Origin of the sequence: uncultured Sphingomonas sp., from assembly GCF_964244235.1 — a bacterium.
GTDB lineage: Bacteria > Pseudomonadota > Alphaproteobacteria > Sphingomonadales > Sphingomonadaceae > Sphingomonas.
Map to the genome: position 1 here is coordinate 1 of NZ_CAXTII010000015.1, position 25,530 is coordinate 25,530.

21 protein-coding genes are annotated in these 25,530 nt (G+C 65.8%); 7 read left to right on the forward strand and 14 right to left on the reverse strand.

Features of this window, described 5'->3' with window-relative positions:
- The first annotated feature begins 913 nt into the window (after nt 1–913).
- From ACFE7D_RS04535 to ACFE7D_RS04550, 4 genes are all read left to right on the forward strand, one after another.
- A complete protein-coding gene (locus tag ACFE7D_RS04535; RefSeq protein WP_375394239.1) occupies nt 914–1,894 on the forward strand; it encodes a sterol desaturase family protein in 981 nt (326 codons plus the stop codon).
- Nucleotides 1,895–2,062: 168 nt separating this feature from the next.
- A complete protein-coding gene (locus ACFE7D_RS04540; RefSeq protein WP_375394240.1) occupies nt 2,063–2,647 on the forward strand; it encodes a hypothetical protein in 585 nt (194 codons plus the stop codon).
- A 146-nt stretch (nt 2,648–2,793) separates the two neighbouring features.
- Nucleotides 2,794–3,732: a LysR family transcriptional regulator gene (locus tag ACFE7D_RS04545; RefSeq protein ID WP_375394272.1), complete on the forward strand. Its 939-nt coding sequence runs from the start codon at nt 2,794–2,796 to the stop codon at nt 3,730–3,732.
- Nucleotides 3,733–3,776: 44 nt separating this feature from the next.
- Entirely contained in the window at nt 3,777–4,667 is an 891-nt protein-coding gene (locus ACFE7D_RS04550; RefSeq protein ID WP_375394241.1) for a TonB-dependent receptor domain-containing protein, read from the forward strand.
- 31 nt (nt 4,668–4,698) lie between these two features.
- On the opposite strand, the gene ACFE7D_RS04555 is transcribed toward ACFE7D_RS04550, so the two are convergent.
- From ACFE7D_RS04555 to ACFE7D_RS04575, 5 genes are all read right to left on the reverse strand, one after another.
- On the reverse strand, nt 4,699–4,872 hold the full coding sequence (locus ACFE7D_RS04555; RefSeq protein WP_375394242.1) for a hypothetical protein: 174 nt from the start codon (nt 4,870–4,872) through the stop codon (nt 4,699–4,701).
- A gap of 190 nt (nt 4,873–5,062) precedes the next feature.
- Nucleotides 5,063–5,752 carry a response regulator gene (locus ACFE7D_RS04560; RefSeq protein ID WP_375394243.1) on the reverse strand — a complete coding sequence of 230 codons (690 nt, stop codon included), beginning with the start codon at nt 5,750–5,752 and terminating at the stop codon, nt 5,063–5,065.
- Complete coding sequence (locus tag ACFE7D_RS04565) at nt 5,749–8,415, reverse strand: DUF4118 domain-containing protein (protein WP_375394244.1); 2,667 nt, start codon at nt 8,413–8,415, stop codon at nt 5,749–5,751. The genes ACFE7D_RS04560 and ACFE7D_RS04565 overlap by 4 nt, the downstream gene beginning before the upstream one ends.
- A 170-nt stretch (nt 8,416–8,585) precedes the next feature.
- Nucleotides 8,586–9,890 carry an AAA-associated domain-containing protein gene (locus ACFE7D_RS04570; RefSeq protein ID WP_375394245.1) on the reverse strand — a complete coding sequence of 435 codons (1,305 nt, stop codon included), beginning with the start codon at nt 9,888–9,890 and terminating at the stop codon, nt 8,586–8,588.
- Between the two features lie 23 nt (nt 9,891–9,913).
- A complete protein-coding gene (locus ACFE7D_RS04575) occupies nt 9,914–11,650 on the reverse strand; it encodes an ABC transporter permease (RefSeq protein ID WP_375394273.1) in 1,737 nt (578 codons plus the stop codon).
- Between the two features lie 323 nt (nt 11,651–11,973).
- Between ACFE7D_RS04575 and ACFE7D_RS04580 the strand changes: the two genes are divergently transcribed.
- The 3 genes from ACFE7D_RS04580 to ACFE7D_RS04590 all read left to right on the forward strand — a co-directional run bounded on the left by ACFE7D_RS04580 (nt 11,974) and on the right by ACFE7D_RS04590 (nt 16,588).
- Nucleotides 11,974–13,218, forward strand: a complete 1,245-nt coding sequence (locus ACFE7D_RS04580) for an NAD(P)/FAD-dependent oxidoreductase (protein ID WP_375394274.1) — start codon at nt 11,974–11,976, stop codon at nt 13,216–13,218.
- 15 nt (nt 13,219–13,233) lie between these two features.
- Nucleotides 13,234–13,692, forward strand: coding sequence for a DUF3429 domain-containing protein (locus tag ACFE7D_RS04585; RefSeq protein WP_375394246.1), 459 nt, complete (start codon nt 13,234–13,236; stop codon nt 13,690–13,692).
- A gap of 79 nt (nt 13,693–13,771) precedes the next feature.
- Nucleotides 13,772–16,588, forward strand: a complete 2,817-nt coding sequence (locus ACFE7D_RS04590) for a hypothetical protein (protein ID WP_375394247.1) — start codon at nt 13,772–13,774, stop codon at nt 16,586–16,588.
- Between the two features lie 25 nt (nt 16,589–16,613).
- On the opposite strand, the gene ACFE7D_RS04595 is transcribed toward ACFE7D_RS04590, so the two are convergent.
- The 9 genes from ACFE7D_RS04595 to cyoB all read right to left on the reverse strand — a co-directional run bounded on the left by ACFE7D_RS04595 (nt 16,614) and on the right by cyoB (nt 25,519).
- Complete coding sequence (locus ACFE7D_RS04595; RefSeq protein ID WP_375394248.1) at nt 16,614–17,600, reverse strand: aldo/keto reductase; 987 nt, start codon at nt 17,598–17,600, stop codon at nt 16,614–16,616.
- A 74-nt stretch (nt 17,601–17,674) separates the two neighbouring features.
- Nucleotides 17,675–18,250, reverse strand: a complete 576-nt coding sequence (locus ACFE7D_RS04600) for a pseudouridine synthase (RefSeq protein WP_375394249.1) — start codon at nt 18,248–18,250, stop codon at nt 17,675–17,677.
- Entirely contained in the window at nt 18,247–19,863 is a 1,617-nt protein-coding gene (locus tag ACFE7D_RS04605) for an FAD-dependent protein (protein WP_375394250.1), read from the reverse strand. Before ACFE7D_RS04605 ends, ACFE7D_RS04600 begins: the two co-directional genes overlap by 4 nt.
- Before the next feature lie 166 nt (nt 19,864–20,029).
- Entirely contained in the window at nt 20,030–20,560 is a 531-nt protein-coding gene (locus ACFE7D_RS04610; RefSeq protein WP_375394251.1) for a response regulator transcription factor, read from the reverse strand.
- Nucleotides 20,553–21,860, reverse strand: coding sequence for an ATP-binding protein (locus ACFE7D_RS04615; protein ID WP_375394252.1), 1,308 nt, complete (start codon nt 21,858–21,860; stop codon nt 20,553–20,555). Before ACFE7D_RS04615 ends, ACFE7D_RS04610 begins: the two co-directional genes overlap by 8 nt.
- Nucleotides 21,857–22,540, reverse strand: a complete 684-nt coding sequence (locus ACFE7D_RS04620) for an SURF1 family protein (RefSeq protein ID WP_375394253.1) — start codon at nt 22,538–22,540, stop codon at nt 21,857–21,859. The genes ACFE7D_RS04615 and ACFE7D_RS04620 overlap by 4 nt, the downstream gene beginning before the upstream one ends.
- Complete coding sequence (gene cyoD / locus ACFE7D_RS04625; protein WP_375394254.1) at nt 22,537–22,899, reverse strand: cytochrome o ubiquinol oxidase subunit IV; 363 nt, start codon at nt 22,897–22,899, stop codon at nt 22,537–22,539. The genes ACFE7D_RS04620 and cyoD overlap by 4 nt, the downstream gene beginning before the upstream one ends.
- Complete coding sequence (gene cyoC, locus ACFE7D_RS04630; protein ID WP_375394255.1) at nt 22,896–23,516, reverse strand: cytochrome o ubiquinol oxidase subunit III; 621 nt, start codon at nt 23,514–23,516, stop codon at nt 22,896–22,898. The genes cyoD and cyoC overlap by 4 nt, the downstream gene beginning before the upstream one ends.
- Nucleotides 23,513–25,519 (reverse strand): cytochrome o ubiquinol oxidase subunit I, encoded by a 2,007-nt coding sequence (gene cyoB / locus ACFE7D_RS04635; protein WP_375394275.1) that lies wholly within the window; start codon nt 25,517–25,519, stop codon nt 23,513–23,515. Before cyoB ends, cyoC begins: the two co-directional genes overlap by 4 nt.
- Nucleotides 25,520–25,530 lie beyond the last annotated feature (11 nt).

The window sequence follows — 25,530 nt, forward strand, 5'->3', positions numbered from 1 at the left end:
GAACGGCCAGTGGCCTGGCTTTGAGTCCCCCTTTTGCGCCCTGCCCGTGGCGGTGGCCTCGAGATCGCCGTCCGACTCGTTTTGTACGCAACGATGTCGGTCCTGTTCGGTCTTTCCGCCTTCGCGCTTTACGCCCTTCCTGCCGGACGGCGCGTCGAGGTCGTGCCGCTCACACCGCTGCTCATTACATGCGCGGCGCTGGCGTCGGTGTCTCGTTCGTCTCCATAGATCTGATGGCTGCGGGAATGGCTGGGGTTCCAGCATGGCCGGTCGACGGCGCTTCGATCGAAGCGTTGCTGCGAGGATCGGCGGTCGGTCTTGCTTGGAAGATTCGCATTGGGGCGCTTGCCGTTGCTGGCGCCTCGGCAATGCTTTGCAGAGGTCGAATGGCGCCGTTGGGTCTCGTCGTGCTGTCATCTGGCGTTGCGCTGGCGACCCCAACCATTCGCATATTTGCGACGAACGGAGAGCGTGTAGCGGCAGGCCATCCGCCGGGGCATTCAAAAACCCGGTTTCTTTTTTTACGGCAACCGCCCCCATGAAACTTTCGGCCAGTACTGGCCGAGCGAAGCCGACGATATTCTGTTACCGATGAAGGCTGCGTTGCGACGCGCCTTTCCCGCGCATCGTTCTACAATCGAATTCGCGATGGGTTGATGCCGCGTCCGGAGAAGGTCGGAGAGCGCCTGTCCGCTCGGCCGGATTACGAAATTGAAGCGGTTAAGGCCGCCACGATCGCATGCAAGAGCCGCGACGAGATAAAGGCTTGTCGCCGATCTTGAACGCCAGCGCCGCATAGCTTGCCCTCGTGATCGAGACTCGCCTTTATTCGAGGCTCTACGTCCGATGACGTATGACGCCGCTCCGAAATCTGGGGCAGTTGCGACACGATGTTCGGAACCGCGAGGACACCATGGAAGGCATTCGCGTAGGCAATCGGGTGATCGGAACGCAGGCACCCGTGACCATAGGCTGGGAGAACATCCCCAAGGTACAGGGTGGCCCTGTGAAGCAGTTCGTATTCACCTGGTTTCAGCCCGTCATGTTGTTCGCACTGATAGCATTCTGGTTCTATGCACCCAACTCCATCGCCAAGGCATCGACCGCCATCGGCATCCACATCGGCTTCACCCTGTTGCTGCTCGGACTCGAATGGGTGAACCCGCGCTTCGCTAGCTGGCAGCTGACCTGGAAGGAACTCATCACCGACCTGTTCTATGTCGGGCTCGGCTATACGGTCCTCCGTACCGTCGATGGCTTCATCGGTACCGATGCGGTGATCGAATTCGTTCAGAATTCCTACAACTGGGACAAGTTTCGTTGGTTCGTGGCGTTGCCGTTGCTCGTGCAGGCATTCCTTATCTCGTTCATCTTCGAGTTCGGACAATATTGGATGCACCGGGCGATGCACAATTGGTACCCGCTATGGCTGCCCCATTCGGTGCATCACTATATCACGCAGTTGAATGTCAACAAAGGCGCGGTGGGCAACCCGCTGGAGCTTTTCCTCATCGGCCTCGGTATCGGCGGACTGTTCGACTTCCTCCCGCGGGCCGCGCTGCTTGCCGGGGCTGTCGGCATGGCGATCGGCACCTACCAGCACATCAATGTCCGGTTCAATTCTCCGCGGTGGTGGCGGTATCTGTTCAACACCACCGAACATCACAGCCTTCATCATTCGCAGGATTATGAAGCGACCCGAAGCAATTACGCCAATTCCTACATCTTTATCGATCGTATATTTGGCACTTGCATCGATGGCGAGGCGGAACTGCTGGGCATGGAGGGCGGTCGGCGCATGTCGGTTCGCGAACAGATGACCTATCCCTTCACCGAGGGCTGGAAGGCTATCAGGCAACGCTACGGCCGAATGGCGTCGGTACCCGCCGAGTGACCGACAGGAACTTGGCTATGTTTACGTTCAAGCTTCCAATTGCCCGGCGATGGTCGTGATAAGCGGTCGCGCGTGAGCGTGTCGGTCCAGAGCGGCGACAGGACGCGCGCCGGAGGATATCGATCGAACGCGCGGATCATCGACTGGATCTGGCACATCAGGGGCAGCTTGGCGCTCCCGGCGCAGCAATCGACCGAAACCGCGCTCGACCGGCTTGCACCCTTGATGGACGGAGCCGGTACGACCCACGAGCGGACAAAGGACACGCTGAAATTCCGGACCAAGGACCCGGCGGCGCAGGATAAATTGTCGGTATTCGATAGTGGCGTGGTGCAGATCGAAAGAGGCACGACAGGCCCCGTACTGCGCTACCACCTGATCAGCCGGACCTTGCTTTTCTGCTTTCTTGCCCCGCTGCTTTTTCTGAGCTTTGCAGGGCTGACCATCGCCATCGGCAAGCTTCAGAAACCGCCCACCGAAGCCGCGATCAAATCCAAGAAGGCGGCGGAAGCGAAGAGGGCCAAAGAACGCGCCAATATGCCGATGCACCCGATCGACAAGGCGTTGGGCGCGCCGGCACCCGACAAACCCAAGAAAGACGCCAAGGGCAAGAAGGGGGACGACGACAAGAAACCCACGCCTATACCCGCCTACGTCTTCGCGGGGATTTTCGCGACCCTCTACGTTGCCGGCCGAATCCTCGAGGACAGGATGGTCAGGCGGCTCTTCCAGAAGCGTCTGCTGGGCATGTGATCTGATCGATCCCGGCGTGCGGCGATCGCTCGGACCTGCGTCGTCGCTGCCGCCTAGACCGCTGGCGGTCGCCCACGAGCAAGCGTGTTGCACCCGGATGGGCCACGGCTAAACTACACTCCGGAATATGTCGGGGAGTGAGTTGTCTGGTCGATCGTGCGACCTTGCCTGACAAGACCTTCGCCAGCCGGGTCGACTGGAACCTTCTGCGCAACTTCGTCGAGATCGTTCGCGCGGGCGGGATCGGGGCGGCGGCGCGTAAACTGAACAAGCAGCAACCGAGCGTCAGCGCCGCATTGAAACGCCTGGAGGAACAGGTAGGCGTGCAGCTGCTGAACCGCTCCTCGGCGGGGGTGGAGACGACAGCGGCCGGCACTGCATTGCTCGCGCTGTGCGAAGAAATGCTGGAGACGGCACGGATGGTGCCGCACCAGGTCGCGCAGGCAACCAAGCGGATCGAAGGGGCAGTCCGGATTCAATTGATCTCGGCGGTTGCGTCGCCCGAATTCGACGAATCCATCGCAAGCTTCCATCGTCGCAATCCCAACATCCATATCGAGATCCGCGTGTCCCCGTGGCGGTCCGTGCTCGACGCGCTGGAACATGGCGAGGCCGAGATCGGGGTCGGCTATGACAGCAGCGTCCGCAGCAGCCTGATCTACGAGCCGTTGTTCGTCGAGCGTCAGCAACTCTATTGTGCCCGCAGCCATCCCCTGTTCGGGCACCGGATCGAACGTCTGGGAGAGTTGAAGGACGAAGGCTTCGTACTGACCGGCGAGGACGAGTTCGACACGATCGCGCGGCTGCGTCGGCGTTACCGGCTGGGAAGCCGGGCGAACGGCCGCGCGGAGGACATCAACGAGGCGACCCGTCTGATCGTGCTCGGCGTGGGCATCGGTTTCCTGCCGGTGCTTGCCGCCGAGCAGGCGGTCGCACGCGGCCAGCTGTGGCCGCTGCTCCATTCGGATGCCGAGCCATCCTACGACATCTTTCTGCTGGCCCGTGCCGAACCGTCGCGCGACACCGCCACGCAACTGTTTCTGGACGAAGTGATCCGTCGCCTACGTTCGCAGCAGAGGGCATAAATTGCGTCTATGCCTTTCATCGTTATTTTGCCTCTTCATCGATAGTGTGTGGCGAGGCAACGTCGTATTCGGGTCGCGGATCGCGACGCTATAAGGTCAGCGATAACCTGCTTGGTTATTTCACCTACTCGACCGGCTATCGCGTCGGGGGCGTCAACGACGTGGTGGCGTGTACGCCAGCCGATCTGGCAAGAGCCGCAGCCGGCAAACAGGTGCTTTGTGCGCTACCCAACGAGTTGTTCTACGGTCCGGACAGGACGCGTAACGCCGAACTGGGGGTGCGGGCCAGCCTGTTCGACAAGCGGCTTCAGTTGACGCTCGATGGCTATCATATCGACTGGACGGGCGTGCAGGTGCCGAGCCAGACGGTGAACGGTGCGATCGGTATCACGGTCAACGGTGCGGATGCTGTCTCGCAAGGCTTCGATTTCCAGGGCGCGCTCAAGATCACCCCCAACCTCAACCTGCTTGGCACATATTCCTACGTCGACGCACACCTCACCAAAGATACCCCGGGCCTGGTGGTAAGCCAGGGCGTCCGCTACAACGCCTTTGCCGGCGATCGACTGCCGGGCTCTTCCAAGAACTCGGGCAGCGCGCGGCTCATCTATACCTACCCGATGAGCGGCGGCGGCAAGATCGAGGCGATCTGGGCCACCGTCTATCGCGGCGACATCTATTCCCGCGTCGGGCTGCGCGGCAATGGCGAGGCGATCCCGGGCTATGTCACGCACAGCGCATCGTTGAACTATATCGGCAAGCAGTTCGAGGTCGGCATGTTCGCCGACAACATCTTCGACAAATATGCGGTGACGGCCGTCAGCAACGATCTGTCGTCGCTCAACCTAGTCCGCACCGACGTGGTCGAACGCTATTATGCAAGCGGCGTGCTTACGCCGAGGCGGGTCGGTGTCGAATTCCGGGTCCATTATTGAGGGCCCGGCGTTCCGCCGGACGATTACCGCCTCAACGATAGCCGTCCATCGATCCGGGGTCGCGGTCGCGCCGGAAATCCGCCGGCCGCGCCTCGGTCGCCTGTTGCCGTCGCTTCACGAGGAACAAGCGACCCCAGAGGTACAGATCGAACCCCACCAGCGCGGTCACGATCGCGGCCAGGGTCAATACCGCCCCGCCCGTCATGATGCCGCATGGTCACGATCCGCATCGCCTGCGGTGCAACCGCCTGTCCATTGTTCGCGAGGGTCCACCGAATGCGCGCTCCAAGACTGGACCGGTCATCTATCGGCGCGCAAATAGGCTTTCGAGAGGGAAAGCCGTACCTTGCCATAGTGTTTGCATAACGCCCGGTCGTATCGTGCCGCGGCGGCGCTCAGGTGTCGGCGAGCAGACGATAGCCGATCCCCAGTTCGTTCGTGATGATCCGCGGATTGGCCGGATCGATCTCCAGCTTCTGGCGGACGTTGCGGATCACGATCCGCAGATATTCGATCTTCCGGTCATATTCGAGCGGCCATGCCGCCTGCAGGATCCGCGCGTGCGTCACGACGCGCCCGGGTGCCATCGCCAGTTCGGCCAAGACCTCATATTCCTTGCGCGTGAGATGAACCTCGACCGAGTCGCGAAAGACCTGCCGATTGGCGAGGTCGATCAGCAGGTTGCCGGCGCGGACCACCGGATCGGCCCCTTGCGCGCTGACCCGGTGACGCATCGCCGCGCGCAACCGCGCCAGCAGTTCCTCACCGTCGAACGGCTTGGTGACGTAATCGTCCGCGCCGAGATCCAGCGCCGCCACCTTGTCGTCGGTCGCGTCGCGCGCCGAGATGACGAGCAGCGGCACCTTGGCCTGTTTTTTCAGCAGCGGTACCAGTTCCAGGCCGTCGCGGTCGGGCAGCCCGAGGTCCAGCAGGATGGCGTCCGGGCTGGCACTCGCCGCGAGCGCCAGCGCCTCGCGTCCCGTCGTCGCCTCGATGATATCGTAGGACGCGCGGGCAAGCGTGCCGTGCAGCAGCCGGCGGATATAGAGTTCGTCATCGACGATCAGGATACGCTGGCTGGTCACGCGCCGAATTCCTCGGCATTCAGCACCAGCAATGCTTCGGAAAAACGGATCGTGAAGCAGGCGCCCTGTTTGTCGTGCCGACCCGCTGCGGCGACCGTCATGCCCATGGCTTCTGCAAACCCCTTGACGATCGCAAGACCGAGGCCGGTCCCGCCGGCACTGCGATCGGAACCCTCCAGCCGCCGGAACGTCCCGAACACCTCGGCCTCCCGCCCCGGCGGCAATCCCGGACCTTCGTCAAGGACCGACAGCGTCAGTTCGCCGTAGCTGCGTTCCGCGCGGACGGTAATCGGCGTGCCCGGATCGGCGTAGCGGCCGGCATTGTCCAGCAGGTTGAGCAGGCAATGGTGGAACAGCTGCGGGTCGACCGACACCAAAGGCAGGTCCGGCGGCACTTGCAGGGCGATCGCATGACCCTCCAGCGACCGACGCGTGTCGGCCACCGCGCTCGCCACCGCATCCGTCAGGTCCACGGGTTCGATCCGCAGCCTGAGCGCCCCCGCCTCGATCCTGGTCATGTCGAGCAGGTTGGACACGAACCGGTTGAGCCGCATCGCCTCGTTCTCGATGATGCCGAGGAGCGGGTGGTCGTACTCGCGCCGGATCTCGGCGGCGGCGGTCAGCACCGAGGTGAGCGGCGTGCGCAGATCATGGCTGACGGACGACAGCAGGGCGGCGCGCAGGCGATCGCGCTCGCGCACCGTATCGACGTCGCGCATCTCGCCTTCGAGGCGCAGCCGCTCCATCGCCAGCGCCGCCTGGTCCAGCAATCCGAGCAGCAGCGGCAGCTGGTCCGGGCGGATCGGATCGGTTCCGTCGTCGCGCGCGATGCCGAGCACCGCCAGCGTCCGATCGCCCGCTTTCAGCGGCAGGAACTGCCAGTCGGACGCGGTCAGCGTTCCCGATCCACGCCCGGCGGGTTGTCCGGTATCATACGCCCACCCGGCGGCTGCGAATTCCATCGTGCCGAGCCGCGTGTCGGGCATGTTCGCGGCCTGCACCGCCAGGCCCGTCGGTTCCTGTTCCAGGATGACGGTACGCAGATCGAACAGCCGCGCGATCTCGCTGCAGATCATCCGGCTCACATCGGTCCGGTCGCCGAGCGACGTCAGCTGGCGCAGGAACCCGGCGAGCGCCGCGTTGGACCGTGCGCTGGCGGCGGCCAGATCGGCCTGAACGCGCACGCGCGCCGTCAGCTGGCTGGTCACGATCGCCACACCGAGCAGCACGAAGATCGAGATCACGTTTTCAGGGTTGCTGACGGTCAGCGTGTAGGTCGGCGGCAGGAAGAAGAAATTATAGGCGAGCGACGAGGCGAGCCCGGCGAACAGACCGGTGCGAAGCCCGAACAGGCTCGCGGCGGCCATCACCGGCAACAGATACAGCAGCGCGACATTGCCGAGGTTCAGGAAATGGAACAACGCCGTCCCGACCGCGGTGACGACCGCGACCATCGCGGTCGTCCAGGCATAGCCGCCCCACGATCCCCAGCTGCCCCGCGGCCGCACCCGCGAACCGCCCGCGGTCGCAGCCTCCTCCAGCGGCATGACATGCACCGCGACCCCGGGAGTTTCGCGAACGAGCCGGTCGACGACCGACCCGTGCCGCAATTCGAACAGGCGCGACCGTGCGGACTTGCCGACGACGATCTGCGTCGCGCGCGCTTCGGCGACATAGGTCTTCAGCCCCTCGACCACCGACATCGCAGGCACGCTGACGACCGCGGCGCCGAGCTGCGTCGCCAGGTTGAACACGCCCGCGACCCGGCGGTGCGCCTCGGGCCCGAGCGCGCGGCTGCGCGGCGTCTCGACATAGACCGCGGTCCACGGCGCGTGCTGTGCATCCGCGATACGCTTGGCGGCACGGATCAGGCCGTCCGCGCCAGGCAGGTCGCTGACCGCCACCGCGATCCGCTCGGTCCCCGCCCAAGTTCCGCCGAGCGCGTTGGCGCGCAGATGTTCGAGCATCTGCGTATCGACCGCCTGCGCCGCCCGGCGCAGTGCCAGTTCGCGAAGCGCCGACAAATTGGATTTGGAAAAGAAATGGGCCAGCGCGCGCGTGGCCTCCTGCGGCAGATAGACCTTGCCCTCCTTCAGCCGCTCGATCAGTTCGTCCGGCGGGATATCGACGACCTCGATCTCGGCCATCTCCAGCACGCTGTCGGGCACGGTTTCGCGGACGCGGACGCGCGTGAACGATGCGACGACGTCGTTCAGGCTTTCCACATGCTGGATGTTGATCGTCGTGTAGACGTCGATGCCGTTCGCCAGCAGCTCCTCGACATCCTGCCACCGTTTGGGATGCCGACTGCCGGGGGCGTTGGTGTGCGCCAGTTCGTCGACCAGCGCGAGTCTGGGGCGACGTTCCAATATGGCGTCGAGGTCCATTTCCTGCAGCGTGCGACCCTCATAAGCGATGGCGCGCCGCGGTATGATCTCTTGGCCTCGGGTCAGCGCCTCGGTCTCGGCGCGGCCATGCGTTTCGACGATGCCGACGATGACGTCGATGCCGGCGCGACGACGGGCTGCGCCTTCGGACAACATCTCGTAGGTCTTGCCGACCCCCGGCGCGGCACCGAGGAAAATCTTCAGCTGGCCACGGCCTTCCTGCGCCGCCTGGCGAAGAAAGGCCTCCGGCGACGGGCGATCCGGCAGATTGGTCAACGTTGCATCGATGCGGCGGCACGCCCGCCGGGCCGCCGGTCGAGGGCGAGCAGTTTCATGCGATCCTCCCCGGCCAAGCCACGTAGCGGATGCCTACAGTGATCCCGCGTTCGATGCTTTCCGTCATTTTGCGCAAGCACGCAATCCCGCCGACGATCACATGGGCCAGTTCACATTGGGTTATCGAGGCTGAACAGATCGCGATCCTCGTCATAGGCGAAGACCTCCGCATATCGCCCCCAATGCGTGACCGCGCGCAGCGTCTCGTCGGCATAGTCTTCGGACATATGATCTTCCAGCTCGTCGCGGAAGCGGCGGGCGGGGGCGGAATGGCTGGATCGTTCGTCGAGGACACGCTTGATATGCTGCGCCAGCGGCACATGCGCGATCAATGCATGTGCGAAGATCGCCTTGCGACGATCGACATCGGCGGCGGCATATTGGCGCGACGCGGGTGTCAGGCGGACATCGCCGCCGGACAGATCGGCGAAGCGCATCAGCTGCAACGTCTCCGCGATCGGGAAAAGCTCGTCGATCTCCAGCTGCAGCGAATCGGCGAGTTCCGCCATGCTGGCGGTGCCGTCGAACGGCGCGCCGTCGACCTCCTCGATCAGGCCGGCCATCGCGTTGGTGGATACGACCGTCAGCGCCATGGTGATCCCGGCCCCGGAGGACAGACCGTCCTTCGCGGGGACGGCGACAGGCCGCGCGGTCATCTGCGCATAGATGGCATCGACCAGCGCGCGGAACGGCGGATCGAGCCGGTCGCGCGGCTGCGGCAGGTCGACGACGATCTCGGCGGCAACACGCCCCGGGTTGGACGAGAACACGAGGATACGGTCGCACATCAGCACAGCCTCCTCGATATTATGGGTGACGATCAGGATCGACTTGATCGGCATCCGCCCTTCCGACCACAGATCGAGCAGGTCGGTACGAAGCGTTTCCGCGGTCAGCACGTCGAGCGCGGAGAAGGGTTCGTCCATCAGCAGCAGCGACGGATTGACGACGATCGCGCGCGCGAGGCCGACGCGCTGCCGCATACCGCCCGACAATTCCTTGGGATAGGCGTTCTCGAACCCGTCGAGGCCGATCAGATCGATCGCGCCGAGCGCACGGGTGCGCCGTTTGGCCGTCGGCACGCGCTGCGCCTCCAGGCCAAGCTCCACATTCTGGAGGACGGTCAGCCACGGGAACAAAGCAAAGGTCTGGAAGACCATCGACACGCTGGGCGGACGCCCCGCTTCGTCGGGCAGCAGCCGGACTTCGCCCTCGCTCGGATCGATCAACCCCGCGATCGAACGCAGCAGCGTCGATTTGCCCGACCCCGACCGGCCGAGCAGCCCGACGATCTCGTGCTCGTTCAGCGTCAGGTCGACGTCCTTCAGGACCTGGCCCGCCGCGCCGCCGCCGCCATAGCGGTGGCTGACGGCGTTTACTTCGACGAGCGGGCGGGCGGGTGCGGTGGTTGCCATGGGGATATCCGTTGTGTTGGCGGTCAGGCGAGGCGAAGGCGACGTTCGGCGAAGGTGTACATCGGCCGCCACACCAGCCGATTGAATGCGATCACGAAGATCGACATCGTGGCGATGCCGAGCGCGACGCGCGGATAGTCGCCGGCGACGGTGGCGTTCGCGATGTACGACCCGAGACCCGCCGCCTCGATATGGCGGTTGCCCCAGGAGACCGCTTCCGCGACGATGCTGGCGTTCCACGATCCGCCCGATGCGGTCAGCGCGCCGGTGATGTAATAGGGAAAGATCGCCGGCAGCGCGACGCTGCGCCACCATTGCCATCCCTTCACCCCGAACATCGACGCCGCCTCGCGCATATCGGTCGGGATCACGCTGGCACCGGCGATGACGTTGAACAGGATGTACCACTGCGTCCCCAGGATGATCAGCGGCGACAGCCAGATGCCCGGGCTGAGGTTCCAGCGGACGATCGCCAGCACCACGAACGGAAACAGCACGTTGGCCGGGAACGCCGCCAGGAACTGCGCGACCGGCTGCAGCCGCTCCGCCCAACGCGGTCGCAGACCGATCCAGACGCCGATCGGCACCCAGATCAGGCTCGCCACTGCGATCAGGACGATCACGCGCAAAAGGGTGAGGCATGCATAGCCGATGGCGGTGAAGGCATCGCCCCAGCTGAGCGTACGGCCGACATAATCGACGATCAGCCACGCCGCGGCGACCAGCATGACCGCTATCGCGACCTTCCACACGCCGTCGCCGACAGGGCGACCGGGGCGATCGCGCTCCGCCGGCTTCGCGCCCGGCATCCGATCGAGCAGCATCAGCATCCGGCCGAAGCCGAGCAGCGGCTCCATCAGGATCTTGAGCATCCGGGTACGGCGGAACAGATCATACGCCCATGAGCCCGGCTGTTCGGCCCCGGCGGTCTGTTCGAACCGGTAGCGATCCGCCCAGGCGACGATCGGGCGGAAGAACAGCTGATCGTAGAGCAGGATGACGACCGCCATCGCGCCGACCGCCCAGGCGACCGCCCGAGCGTCCTGCCGCTGGATGGCCAGCGCCAGCCACGAGCCGATACCCGGCAGCGCGACAGTCGTGTTGCCGACGGTGATCGCCTCCGACGCGACGACGAAGAACCAGCCGCCCGACATCGACATCATCGCGTTCCAGACCAGGCCCGGAATGGCGAAGGGCAGTTCGAGCCGCAGGAAACGCCGGATCGGCGAGAGGCCGAACCCGCGTGACACCTCCTCCAGATCGGACGGTACCGACCGCAGCGACTGGTAGAAGCTGAACGCCATGTTCCAGGCCTGGCTGGTGAAGATCGCGAAGACCGCGGCGCATTCGACGCCAAGCTGCTGGCCCGGGAACAAATGCATGAAGAAGGTGACGGTAAAGGTCAGGAAGCCGAGGATCGGCACCGATTGCAGGATATCGAGCGCCGGCACGATGATCTGTTCGGCCCGCTTGCTGCGCGCCGCCATCGTCGCGACGATCAGCGTGAAGACCAGCGAAGCGAACAACGCGGCGAACATCCGGAGTGTCGTCCGGAGCGCATACCAGGGCAGGTTCCACGGATCGAGCGCGACCGGTACGATCGACAGGCGCGACAGCGGTTCGGCGACGCCGACCGCGCCGCGGAAGATCAGCACCGCGGTGCCTGCCAGCAATATGAACGCGACGAGATCCGCGACATTCGGCGGGGTGACCCGCAGGATGCGCGAGAACGGACGGACCGCACGCGTCGGGAAATGCATTTGTCTCATGTCTCACCCTCGAGCGCGCCACCTGCGGTGCCCGGGCGAGACGGATGCGATCAGTCTCGAACGGTGGCCGCGGGTGGCCCAGGCTGTCGACTAATGTCGCTTGGCATCGTTTATATGACTTCTTTTCGCATGGCCGCCGGATCGCAGCCGAAGCCCGCGCCTTGCCGCGCGGGTCCGATTCTGTCAAAGCGTTTTCGCAAGCGCTCGGATACCCGACGATAACGTTGCGCAAACTGGCCGTTATCGGCATGAAGACGTGCGGCGAACCGGCGATCGTCACGGCCTGACGGCCTCTGGTGAAGGGCGAATGGTCATTGGACTGGTACGACGTGCTGATCGTTGGTGCCGGACATGGCGGCGCGCAGGCGGCGATGGCGCTTCGCCAGCATAAATTCGCCGGCACGGTCGCGATGATCGGCGAAGAACCCGAACTTCCCTATGAACGGCCCCCGCTCAGCAAGGACTATCTGGCGGGCGACAAATCGTTCGAGCGTATCCTGATCCGCCCGCCAGCCTTCTGGCCGGACCGCGCCATCACGGTGCTGACCGGCGAGCGAGTCGCCCGGGTCGATCCGGACGCGCATGCCGTCACGACCGATACCGGTACGACGATCGGCTATGGCCGACTGATCTGGGCGGCCGGGGGCCATGCCCGCCGGCTGACCTGCGCCGGGCACGACCTGAAGGGCGTGCATTCGGTACGAAGCCGCGCCGATGTCGACCGGATGATGGCCGAACTGGCGACGACGACCCGGGTCGCGGTGATCGGCGGCGGCTATATCGGGCTGGAGGCGGCGGCGGTGCTTGCTAAACTGGGCAAGCATGTGACCGTGCTGGAGGCGCAGGACCGCGTACTCGCGCGTGTCGCGGGGGAAGCGCTGTCGCGGTTCTACGAGGCGGAACACCGCGCGCATGGTATCGACATCCGGTTGAATACGGTCGTCGATTGCATCGAGGAACAGGCCGGAGGCGCCGCGGGCGTGCGACTGGCGACGGGCGAGATCGTACCGGCGGAGATGGTCATCGTCGGCATCGGCATCGTACCCGCGGTCGCGCCCCTGCTGGCGGCGGGGGCGGCGGGCGGCAACGGCGTCGCGGTCGATGCGCATGGCCGCACCTCGCTTGTGGACATCTGGGCGATCGGCGACTGCGCGCTCCACGCCAACCCGTTCGCGGACGGCCCGCCGATCCGGCTGGAATCGGTCCAGAACGCGAACGACATGGCGACGACCGTCGTCAAGGCGATCACCGGCACGCCCGAGCCCTATCATTCGGTGCCGTGGTTCTGGTCGCACCAATATGACCTGAAGCTGCAGACCGTCGGGCTGTCGACCGGCCACGACTTGGCCGTGCTGCGGGGCGATCCGACAGCGCGATCCTTTTCGATCGTGTATCTGCGCCAAGGCCGCGTCATCGCGCTCGACTGCGTCAATGCGGTCAGGGATTATGTCCAGGGGCGGGCATTGGTGGTCGGTGGACTTTCGCCGGACCCGGCGATCCTGGCGGACCCGGCGATCGGCCTGAAGGACATGGCCGCCGCGACCTGCGCGACGGCCTGATCGGAGTACCGGCAGATGAACCGCCATTTCCGCGATATCCCCGCCGCCGCGCGCTGGCTCGGCTTTGCGGGGCTGATCCCGCAGGCGGCGGTGGTGGCCACGTTGCTGACGGGCAACGTCGCCGCGCGCTTCACCGCGCTCGCGACCGGTTTCGCCTATGCCGCGCTGATACTGAGCTTTCTGGGGGGCACATGGTGGGGACTGGCCGCGCAGGCCGGCGAACGCGCGCACAAATGGATCTGGACGGTATCCGTCGCGCCCTCGCTCCTCGCGCTGGCATCCACCGTGCCGTGGACGACCGGCGACCCATGGCCGGGTCCGTCGCTGCTGCTGCTGGGGCTGTCGCTGATCGGTGCGTTGCTGGTCGATTACCGGCTGTACCGGCTCGGCATCGCGCCCGGATGGTGGCTATGGCTGCGCGCGCCGCTGTCGGGGGGTCTGGCGCTTTTGACGATCGCGGCGGCATTGCTGTAGCGGCGGTCGTCCCGAAAGCGTCACATATCGGCAGCACTGTCCCGATACCACGAAAGACCCCATGCTGAACTGGACCGTTATGCCCCGCTTGTCCGTCATCCTGCTGGCCGCCCTGCCCTGGCCGGCGATCGCGTCCGGTCAGGCGCTGCCGACCGGGCAGCAGATCACGCCGCTGGCCGCGCCCGGCGCGCGGTTCGAGCCGCTGGTCGCGCATGTCGGCCCGAACCCGGATTATATCGCGGACGGTGCCGCAGTGATCGCACGAAGCCCGGACGAGCGGCAGATGCTCGTGATGACCAGCGGCTTCAACCGCTACAACGGTTCGGACGGGAAGACCGTGGCGGCGCAGTCGGTGCAATATATCTTTCGCTACGCCATCGACGGTCAGGCCGCTCGGCTGATCCAGACGCTGACCGTCGCGAACAGCTTTTCCGGCATCGCATGGCGACCGGACGGCCATGGGTTCGTGGTCGGCGGGGGTGTCGACGATACGGTCCATATCTTCACCGGCACCGATCGTGGTTTTGCCGAACAAGGCAAGCCGATCGCGCTCGGTCATGCCGCCGGGATCGGCGCGGAGGTGAAGCCGCAGGCCGCGGGCGTCGCGGTCAGCCCCGACGGACGCCGCGCGCTGGTCGCGAACTATTACAATGATTCGGTCAGCCTGGTCGATCTGACGACCCGGCAGGTGGTGGCCGAACAGGATTTGCGCCCCGGCAAGATCGATCCCGCCGCCGCCGGCACCCCCGGCGGCGAGTTTCCCTTCGCGGTCGCCTGGCCGGACGGCGCGCGCGCCTGGGTCTCCGCGCCGCGCGACCGACAAGTCGTCATGCTGACGATCGACGGTGACCGGATACAGGTTGCAGGCCGGATCGCGACGCTCGGCGAGCCGACCGCGCTGCTGGCCGATCCGGCCACCCACCGGCTGTTCGCGACCGAGGACAATGCCGATCGCCTGGCGATCATCGATACCGCCGCGGCGCGCCTCGTCGCCGAACCGCGGCTCGGCCTCCCCGCGGCGCTGTCAGGCAGCGCGCCGCTCGGCAAGGGGCTGAACGTCGATGGCCTCGCCATGCTACCGGACAAGCAACTGCTGGTGACGATGGGCGGGATCAACGCGCTCGCCATCGTCGCGCCGTCGGCGACGGGCGCGGCGGTGCAGGGGATGGTACCGACGGGCTGGTATCCAAGCGCGGTCACCGCCAGCCGCGACGGGCGGCGCGTGTTCGTCGTCAATCGCAAGAGCCCGCCCGGGCCCAACCCGCTCGGCTGCGCGCCGAAGATCGCCATCTACCGGGGCCAGCCCAATGCGTGCGGGGCCGCCAACCAATATGTCTTCCAGCTGGAAAAGGCGGGGCTGCTCCAGTTCCCGCTGCCGAACGAACGGACTTTGGCGGCGACGACGCTGCAGGTGGCGACCAATCTCGGTCTCGGCCAGGCGAAGGAGCGCACCGCGGCGGAGGCGGCGATGACGGCGGTGCGCGCGCGCATCCGGCATGTCGTCTTCATCGTGAAGGAGAACCGTACCTACGACCAGGTGCTTGGCGACCTGGAAGTCGGCAACGGCGATCCGCATCTGGCGATCCTCGGGCGGGCGCTGTCGCCCAACCACCATGCGATCGCGCGCCAGTTCGTGACGCTCGACAACTTCTACGACTCCGGCGAACAGTCGAGTACCGGCTGGACCTGGACCACCGCGGGGCGCGTGCCCGACCTTCTCGAAAAGACCGCGCCCGTGAACTACGCCGCGCGCGGGCTCGCCTATGAAGCCGAGGAGGCGGACCGGTTCGTCTATACGCAGCAGACGCTCGCCGGACGCCAGGCGACCAACCCGGCGCTGTCGAAGGATCCCGATCTGATGCCGGGGCCCGCCTTGCTGACCGCGCCCGATGCGGACGGCGACGACGACGACGATCGCGGCAAGGGGTTTCTATGGGACGCCGCGATCAAGGCGGGGCTGAGCGTCCGCAATTACGGCTTTTCGGACGCGTCGATCTACGATCCGCGCAAACCCGGCGACGTGCCGCCCGTCCGCGAGCCGTGGAAGACCCACACGCGCATCTACACGCCGGGCGACCGGCTGCTCGCCAGTCGGAGCGACCCGTATTTCCGCGGCTTCGACCAGCGGCTCGCGGATTACTGGCGCGTGCTGGAATGGCAGCGCGAATATACCGCGCAGGATCATGCCGGCACGCTGCCGACGCTGACCTTGCTTCGGCTCAGCCACGATCATTTCGGCGATTTCGACACCGCACTGGACGGCGTGAACACGGTCGAGGCGGAAATGGCGGACAACGACTATGCCGTCGGCCAGGTGATCGAGACGGTCGCGCGCGGAAAAGCCGCCGGGTCCACCCTGGTCTTCGTGATCGAGGACGATGCGCAGAACGGCGCGGACCATGTCGACGCACGCCGGTCGCTTGCGTTAGTTGTTGGTGCAACGGTCAAGCAGGGCGCGCTGGTGTCCACGCGCTACACGACGGTGAACATGCTTCGTACGATCGAAAGCGTGCTCGGGCTGAAACCGATGGGGCTGAACGACGGCCTTGCCGCACCGATGGCCGACCTGTTCGATCCGCGGTCAACCGACTGGCAGTATCACGCGGTCGCAGCAGAGGTGCTGCGCCACACCGCCCTGCCGATCCCGGCGGACCGGTTTGCGCCGATCAGGACAGGGGCCGCCCCCTGCGCGACACGCAGCGCCAGTTGGTGGGCGGCGGCGATGAAGGGTCAGGACTTCAGCGTCGAGGACCATCTCGACACGGCGCGGTTCAACGCCGCTTTATGGGCCGGGCTCGGCAAGGGAACCGAACCTGTCCTGCGCGGTGCCGCGGACCTTCGATCCGACCGCGACCGGCTCCTCGCAACGACGGCCGGCTGCGCTGCCGCGATGTAGCGCATGCCCGGTGCGGAGACGACCCCTACCGGTTGACCGTACCCATCGACGCCGCCGGATAGCGGTTGCCGGTCGCCGCGCCCGGAGGCAATGCCGCGTCGATCCGCGCGCGGTCGGCCGCGTCCAGCACGACCCCGGTCGCGCCGAGATTGTCGTCCAGGTACCGGCGGCGCTTGGTGCCCGGGATCGGCACGATATCGGACCCTTGCGCCAACACCCATGCCAGCGCCAGCTGAGCAGGGCTACAGCCCTTGTCGGTCGCCATTGTCTCGACCGCGTGGACCAGATCGAGGTTCTTCGCGAACGCTTCGCCCTGGAAACGCGGCGCGGTCCGGCGGTAGTCGTCGGCGGGGATGTCGTCCGCAGTCTTGAACTGCCCGGTCAGGAAACCCCGGCCGAGCGGACTGTAGGGCACGAAGCCGATGCCGAGTTCGCGGACCGTCGGCAGGATTTCGTCCTCGGGATCGCGGCTCCACAGCGAATATTCGGTCTGCAGCGCGGAAATCGGGTGGACCGCATGCGCACGCCGGATCGTGGCCGGCGCGGCCTCCGACAGCCCGAGATAGCGGACCTTCCCGGCGGTAACGAGTTCGGCCATCGCGCCGACTGTCTCCTCGATCGCCACCTCGGGATCGACGCGGTGCTGGTAATACAGGTCGATGACGTCGAGCCCGAGCCGCTTCAGGCTGGCGTCGCAGGCCTGCCGGACGTAATCGGGACGTCCGCTGACCCCGCGCCCGCTGCCGTCCGCGCTGCGGACGATGCCGAATTTGGTCGCGACGACCACCCGTTCGCGGCGTTCGCGCACGACCCGCCCGACCAGCTCCTCGTTCGCGCCCATGCCGTACATGTCCGCGGTGTCGAGAAAGGTGACGCCGCGATCGACCGCATGGTCGATGGTGGCAACCGATTCCGCATCGTCGCGCCCGGCGTAGAAATCGGACATGCCAATGCACCCGAGACCGAGGGCGGAGACTTCGAGCCCTTGCGAGCCGAGCTTGCGCATTTCCATTATGTCGTTCCTTGCTGCAGACGGCGATCCGGTGGCTGAATGATCGCGGGCGACGCAAGGTTGCATCCGCTCGCTCACCCGCCGCGATCGTGCCGCGCACGGCTTTCGACCGCCTCGCGCCATTGCCCCGGGGCCAGCCCCTCGACCGTCCAGCCCCCGATCCGCCAGCGCACCAGCCGGAGCGTCGGGTGGCCGATCGCGGCGGTCATCCGCCGGACCTGGCGGTTGCGCCCTTCGCGGATGGTCAGCCGCAGCCAGCGATCCGCGACGGTCTTGCGGAACCGCACTGGCGGATCGCGCGGCCACAGATCGGGTGGATCGATCCGCTCCGCCTCGGCGGGCAAGGTCGGGCCGTCCTTCAGCCCAACGCCTCGGCGGAGCGCCGTGAGCCCGGCCGCGTCGGGTTCGCCCTCGACCTGCACGAGATAGGTCTTGGCCAGCTTGAATTTCGGGTCCGCGATCCGCGCCTGCAGCCGGCCATCGTCGGTCAGCAGCAACAATCCCTCGCTGTCGAGATCGAGCCGCCCCGCGGGATAGACGCCGGGCAGGTCGATGAACCCGGACAGTGTTGGGCGCGGCGATCCGGTCGTGGTGCGATCGGTGAACTGCGTCAGCACGCCGTACGGCTTGTTGAACGCGATCAGGGTCATGCCCTGCCCAGGCTCGCCGCAAGCGCCTCGGCGACCTTGATCCCGTCCACCGCCGCCGACAGGATGCCGCCGGCATAGCCAGCGCCTTCGCCCGCGGGGAACAGGCCTATGGTGTTGAGGCTCTGGAAATCATCGCCGCGCGTGAAGCGGACGGGGGAGGAGGTGCGCGTCTCGACCCCGGTCATGACGACGTCCGGATGGTCGTAGCCCGGGATCTGCCGTCCGAACACGGGCAGCGCCTCGCGCATCGCCGCCACCGCGAAATCGGGGAGACATTCCGCCAGGTCGGTCGGGGTAACGCCCGGCTGGTAGGACGGCGTCACGACGCCGAGCGACGTCGATGGCCGCCCGGCGAGGAAGTCGCCCAACCGCTGCGCCGGCGCGTTGTAGCTCGACCCGCCCGCGACGAACGCGCGCTCCTCGAGCCGGCGTTGCAGCGCGATCCCGGCGAGCGGATGGCCGGGAAAGTCGCGCTCGGGATCGATCGCGACGACCAAGCCGGAATTGGCGTTGCGTTCGTTGCGCGAATATTGGCTCATGCCATTGGTCGCGACGCGCCCCTCCTCCGACGTCGCGGCGACGACGGTGCCGCCGGGGCACATGCAGAAGCTGTAGACCGTCCGCCCGTTCGAGCAGTGGTGCGAGATGTGATATTCGGCCGCGCCAAGGATCGGATTGCCCGCATCCGTACCGAAGCGCGACCGGTCGATCCAGGATTGCGGATGTTCGATCCGGACCCCGATCGAGAAGGGCTTGGCCTCGACATGCACGCCGGCAGCGTGGAGCATCGCGAAGCTGTCGCGCGCGCTGTGCCCGATCGCGAGGATGACATGGCTCGCCGCCAGATAGTCGCCGCCGTTCAGATGGAGCCCGTGGACTCGCCGCTGCCTGGTGGCATCGGTCGCGACATCGATCCCGTCGACGCGCGTGGAAAAACGATATTCGCCGCCAAGCCCCTCGATCGTCGCGCGCATGCTCTCCACCATCGTCACCAGGCGGAACGTGCCGATATGCGGGTGCGCCTCGGTCAGGATCTCCGCGGGCGCGCCGGCCTTCACGAATTCGGTCAGCACCTTGCGGTCGAGATGCCGCTGGTCCTTGATCCGGCTGTAGAGCTTGCCGTCGGAGAACGTCCCGGCGCCGCCCTCCCCGAACTGCACGTTCGACTCCGGGTCCAGGACGCCGCGCCGCCACAGCCCCCAGGTGTCCTTGGTCCTCTCGCGAACAACCTTGCCGCGATCGAGGATGATCGGCCGCAGCCCCATCTGCGCGAGAATCAGCGCGGCGAACAGGCCGCACGGGCCGGCGCCGATCACCACCGGCCGCGGGCCATGCGCGGGCGCGCGCGCGACGATCCGGTAACTGGTGTCCGGGGTCCGTTCGACCTGCCGGTCCTTGCGGAACCGCGCGAGCACCGCAGCCTCGTCCTTCACGTTCACGTCGACCGAATAGACGAGCGTTATCCGCGTCTTGTCGCGCGCATCGTGCGCCCGGCGCGCGACGACGTGGCGGACGAGATCGCGCGGCGTGATCCGCAACCGCTTGCAGATCGCCGCCGGCAGCGCCTCATCCGGATGGTGCAGCGGCAGCGTCAATTCGGTCAGGCGGATCATCCCGCGCGCTGTAGCCCGGCAGCGCGGGGTGCGGCAATGTCGGTGGGGGGGAGGACCTGGCAGGTATTCTCGTTCCCCCGCGAAAGCGGAAGCTCAGAGGCCCCGGGCGATCCCCTTGTAACCCCGAGCTACCGCTTTCGCACGAGAACAGGAATGACTGAAAGCCCTACACCACCCGCCGCTTGTCCAGTTTGCGCGCCAGGGTCCGCCGGTGCATCCCCAGCCGGCGTGCGGTCTCCGACACGTTGAAGCCCGTTTCCGCCAGCACTTCGTTGATCCGTTCCCATTCGATCGTCTTGATCGACGTATGCCGGTCCCCGACCGGCACGGCGGTGTCGCCGATCGTCATCCCGAACGCACGTTCGATATCGTCGGTGTTCGCCGGCTTGGCCAGATACGAGGTCGCGCCGAGCTTGATCGACTGCACCGCGGTGGCGATGCTGGCATAGCCGGTCAGAACGATGACGATCGTCGCCGGGTCGTGTGCGTGCAGTGCCTCGACACAGGTCAGCCCCGACGTCTGCGCGAGCTTCAGGTCGACGACCGCGTAATCGGGGGTCCGCGATCGGAGGAACGCGTCGAGTTCGGCCGGCCCAGCCGCCACGACGACCTCGTAATCGCGGCGCTCGAACGATCGTTGCAGCGTCCGCGCGAAGGTCGCATCGTCCTCGACGATCAGGAGCAGCGGCTTACCCATCCGTACCGGCCAGGCTGATCGCGGCGAGCGGCAGGATGAGCGTCACTTCCGCTCCCCCCTCCGGCCGGTTGTGCGCCGCGAGCGTTCCGCCGAGCTTTCGCGCGACATTGCCGACGAGAAACAGGCCGAGGCCGCGGCCGAGACCGGGCTTGCTGCTGTTATAGGGCTTGCCCAGACCGGCCAGCTGTTCGGCCGGGAAGCCCGGTCCTTCATCGCGCACCGTCAATGTGAGCGCGTCGCCAATGCGCCACAGATCGATGGCGATCTCCCCCGGCGAGACCTCGGCGGCGTTGTCGAGCAGGTTGAACACCGCCTGTTGCAGCACGACGTCGGACGCGATCGGCACATCCGCGCCGAATCGGTCGGTGTAGCGCGCATTCGCAAAGCCACGCGCCGCGGACCACTCGCCGACCACCCTGTCCATCAGCACGCGTACGCTGGTGGCGGAGGATTCCTCGCCGCGCGCATCGCCCGACGACAGCAGGATGCCGGTCACGATCGCCTTGCACCGTTGCACCTCCGCCTGCATGTCCTCGACATCGCGGACCAGATCGGGATCGCGCGCGATCGCCGCGGTGCGTCGCCAGTCGCCGAGGATCACCGACAGCGACGACAGGGGCGTCCCCAGTTCGTGCGCCGCGCCCGATGCGAGCATGCCGATCCGGACGATATGCTCCTCCTCCGACGCCTGTTGCCGGATATCGGCCAGAGACGCATCCTGCGCGCGCAGGTTGCCGTTGATGCGGGTCACGAACATCACCAGCAGCACCGCGACGAGCGCGAAGCATACCCACATTCCCTGGACATGCAGCGCGAACAGGCTTCGGTCGATCGCCGGCGGCAGCGTGATCGGCCGGTACACCGCGGTCAGGATGGCGAACGCCACGCTGGTCGCGGCGACCAGCGCCCAGCTCGACCAGCGATCGAGCAAGACTGATCCCAGCACGACCTGGAGCAGGAACAGCGACACGAACGGGTTGGTCGCGCCGCCGCTCAGATATAATTGTGCCGACAGCGCGGCGACATCGAGCAGCAGCGCACCGAACAGTTCCGCATTGGTGATCGCGCGGCGGCGGCGCAGCAGCACGAAACTGACCGCATTGAGCGCGACCAATGCGGTCAACACGCCAAGCATCGCGATCAGCGGCAGCGTGATCCCGAACGCGAACCGGGTGAGCAGGATCGTGACCAGTTGCCCCGCCACCGCAAGCCAGCGCAGCTGCACCAGCTGGAGCAGATTGTCGTGCCCCGCCGCATCGATGCGCGGACGAAACGCGCCAAGGGGCGGGCCGGGCGTCAAGGGCGTTCGCGGCGGTCGAGGACGATCCAGTAGCAGAACCCGACGGCGGCCATCACCGCCAGCGTATACCACGTAATCGCATAGACGAGGTGATTGTTCGGGAAGGCAATGACGGTCAGCCCGCCGACCGGCTGGCCGGGGCCGGTATGCCCGTCGTCCGCATCGATGAAATACGGCGCGACACGCCCCAGTCCGCGTCGCGCCGCGATCGCATCCACGTCGCGCGAATACCAATGGTCCGCGGTGGGATCGTTGCGCCGGAGGAACCCGCCGCCCGGCTCGGTCAGCCGCAGCAACCCGGTCACGCGGATCGGCCCGGGCACCGGCGGCGCGTGGCGATCGGCGACATAGCCGCGGTTGACCAGGATCGTCCGGCCAGCCGTCGTCCGCAGCGGCGTCATCACCCACCAGCCCGGGCCGCGATCGGTCACGGCCTGGACGAAGCTGTCTTTGCCGATAAGGAACGCGCCCGTCGCGACGACCCGGCGATATGCGTCGTCCTTCGTCGCGTCAGGCGGTGCCGGTACCGACGCGGCGTGGATCCGCGCATCGACGCGGGCGATCAAATCCAGCTTCCACGTGCGACGATGCACCTGCCACGTGCCAAGTCCCAGCAACCCGCCGATCGCCACGATCCACACCAGCGCGATCAGCCCGCGTGCGATCGCCTGCCGCGTCACCCCATCTGTCGCATGTCTTGGGTCGGCATCATGTTCGCGTTCATATGGTACATCACCCAGAGCGACCCGCTGAGCGCGATCGCGACGATGACGACGGTGAACAGCAGCGCCATGATCGACCAGCCACCCTCCGCCCGCCGGTTCATGTGCAGGAAGAAGATCATGTGGACGACGATCTGCACCGCGGCGAATGCCATGATGACGAATGCGGTCGCCCGGGCCGGCAGCGGCATCGTCATGACCAGCCAGAACGGGATCGCGGTCAGAACCGCGGCGAGGCCGAAGCCGATCCAATAGCCCTTGCGCGACCCGTGCGACTCTTCGTCGTGCAGATCGGTTTCGTGGCCGTGCGCGCTCATCGCAGCATTCCCATCAGGTAGACGAAGGTGAAGACGCCGATCCAGATCACGTCGAGGAAATGCCAGAACAGGCTGAGGCACATCAGCCGCCGCCGGTTGGCGGGGATCAGCCCCTTCATCCCGACCTGCACCATCAGCACGATCAGCCATATGAGCCCAAAGGTCACATGCAGCCCGTGCGTCCCCACCAGCGTGAAGAAGGACGACAGGAACGCGCTGCGTCCCGGCCCCGCGCCGTCCGCGATCAGGTGCGAGAATTCGTAGAGCTCGATCCCGAGGAACGCCGCGCCGAACAGCCCGGTGACCGCCAGCCAGCCCAGCGTCCCGCCGCGCTTGCCGTCGGTCATCGACAGCATCGCGAAACCGTAGGTGATCGACGAGAACAGCAGCATCGACGTGTTGAGCGCGACCAGCGGCAGTTCGAACAGCTGCTTCGGCCCCGGCCCGCCCGCATAGCTGGTGCCCAGCACGCCGTACGCCGCGAACAGCATCGCGAAGATCAGGCAATCGCTCATCAGGTAGATCCAGAAGCCGAGCATGGTGCTCGACCCCTCGGGATGATGCGGTTCCTCCGTCAGGTGGAAGACATCGCGGCCGGGCAGCGTTACTGCGGTCATGTCGCCGCCCCTGCCAGCTGGCGCGTGCGTACCGCCTCCTGCGCGATCACATCGGCCTTCGGAATATGGTGATCGCGCTTGTAGTTGAAGGTGTGGACGATCGCACTCGCCAGAATGCCGACGAAGCTGAGTGCGGCCAGCCACCAGACATACCAGATCATCCCGACCCCGAACGCAACGCTGAACCCGGCGATGATGACGCCAGTGCCGGTGTTGCTCGGCATATGGATGTCTGCATGGCCGCGGTCCGGACGCCGATAGCCGCGCGCCTTCATGTCCCACCACGCATCGCCGTCATGGACGACGGGCGTGAAGGCGAAGTTGTAGTCGGGCGGCGGCGAGGAGGTCGCCCATTCCAGCGTGCGGCCGTTCCACGGATCGCCGGTCAGGTCGCGCAGCCGTTCTCGGTCGCGGATGCTGACATAGAATTGGACCAGCATCGCCGCGATGCCGAGCGCGACCAGGAACGCGCCGAAGCCGGCGATGATGAACCATATCTGTAGGCTCGGATCGTCGAACGTCCGCAGCCGGCGGGTCACGCCCATCAGGCCCAGGACGTAGAGCGGCATGAAAGCGAAATAGAAGCCGCTGACCCAGCACCAGAAGCTGACCTTGCCCCAGAATTCGTCGAGCTTGAACCCGAAAGCCTTGGGAAACCAGTAGTTTATCCCCGCGAATGCGCCGAACACCACGCCGCCGATGATGACGTTGTGAAAGTGCGCGACGAGGAACAGCGAATTGTGCAGAACGAAATCCGCCGGCGGCACCGCGAGCAGCACGCCCGTCATCCCGCCCAGCGTGAACGTCACCATGAACGCGATCGTCCACATCATCGGCAGTTCGAAGCGCACGCGGCCGCGGTATATCGTGAACAGCCAGTTGAAGATCTTTGCGCCCGTCGGGATCGAGATGATCATCGTCGTGATGCCGAAGAAACTATTGACGCTCGCCCCCGAGCCCATCGTGAAGAAATGGTGCAGCCAGACCAGATAGGCGAGGATCGTGATGACCATCGTCGCATAGACCATCGACGTATAGCCGAACAGTTTCTTGCCCGAGAAGGTCGAGGTGACTTCGCTGAAGACGCCGAACATCGGCAGGATCAGGATGTAGACCTCCGGATGGCCCCAGATCCAGATGAGGTTCACGTACATCATCGGATTGCCGCCAAGCGTGTTCGTGAAGAACGCGGTGCCGACATAGCGGTCGAGGCTGAGCAACGCCAACACCGCGGTCAGGACGGGGAAGGCCGCCACGATCAGGATGTTGGTGCACAAGGCGGTCCAGCAGAAGATCGGCATCTTCATCATCGTCATGCCCGGCGCGCGCATCTTCACGATCGTCGCGATGAGATTGACGCCCGACAGCAGCGTGCCAACACCCGCCACCTGAAGCGCCCAGATGTAGTAATCGACGCCGACGCCGGGGCTGTAGTCGATGCCCGACAGCGGCGGCATCGCCAGCCAGCCGGTCTGCGCGAATTCGCCGACGAACAGGCTCATCATCACGATCACCCCGCCGCCCGCGGTCATCCAGAAGCTGAAATTGTTGAGAAACGGGAATGACACGTCGCGTGCGCCGATCTGCAGCGGCACGACATAGTTCATCAGGCCGGTGACGAAGGGCATCGCGACGAAGAAGATCATGATGACGCCGTGCGCGGTGAACACCTGATCGTAATGATGCGCGTTCAGATATCCTTCGGAGCCGTTGAACGCCATCGCCTGCTGCAGGCGCATCATGATCGCATCGGAAAAGCCGCGCAGCAGCATGACGATGCCGAGGATCATGTACATGATCCCGATCCGCTTGTGATCGACCGTGGTGAACCACTGCGTCCACAAATAGCCCCAAAGCCGGAAATACGTCAGCGCGGCGAGCAGCGCCGCGCCGCCCATCGCGACGACCGCGAAGGTGCCGACGACGATAGGTTCGTGGAGCGGCAGCGATTCGAGCGTGAAGCGACCGAGGACTGGACTGACGGCGAGCGGCGAGACGTGCATCGGATTGGCCA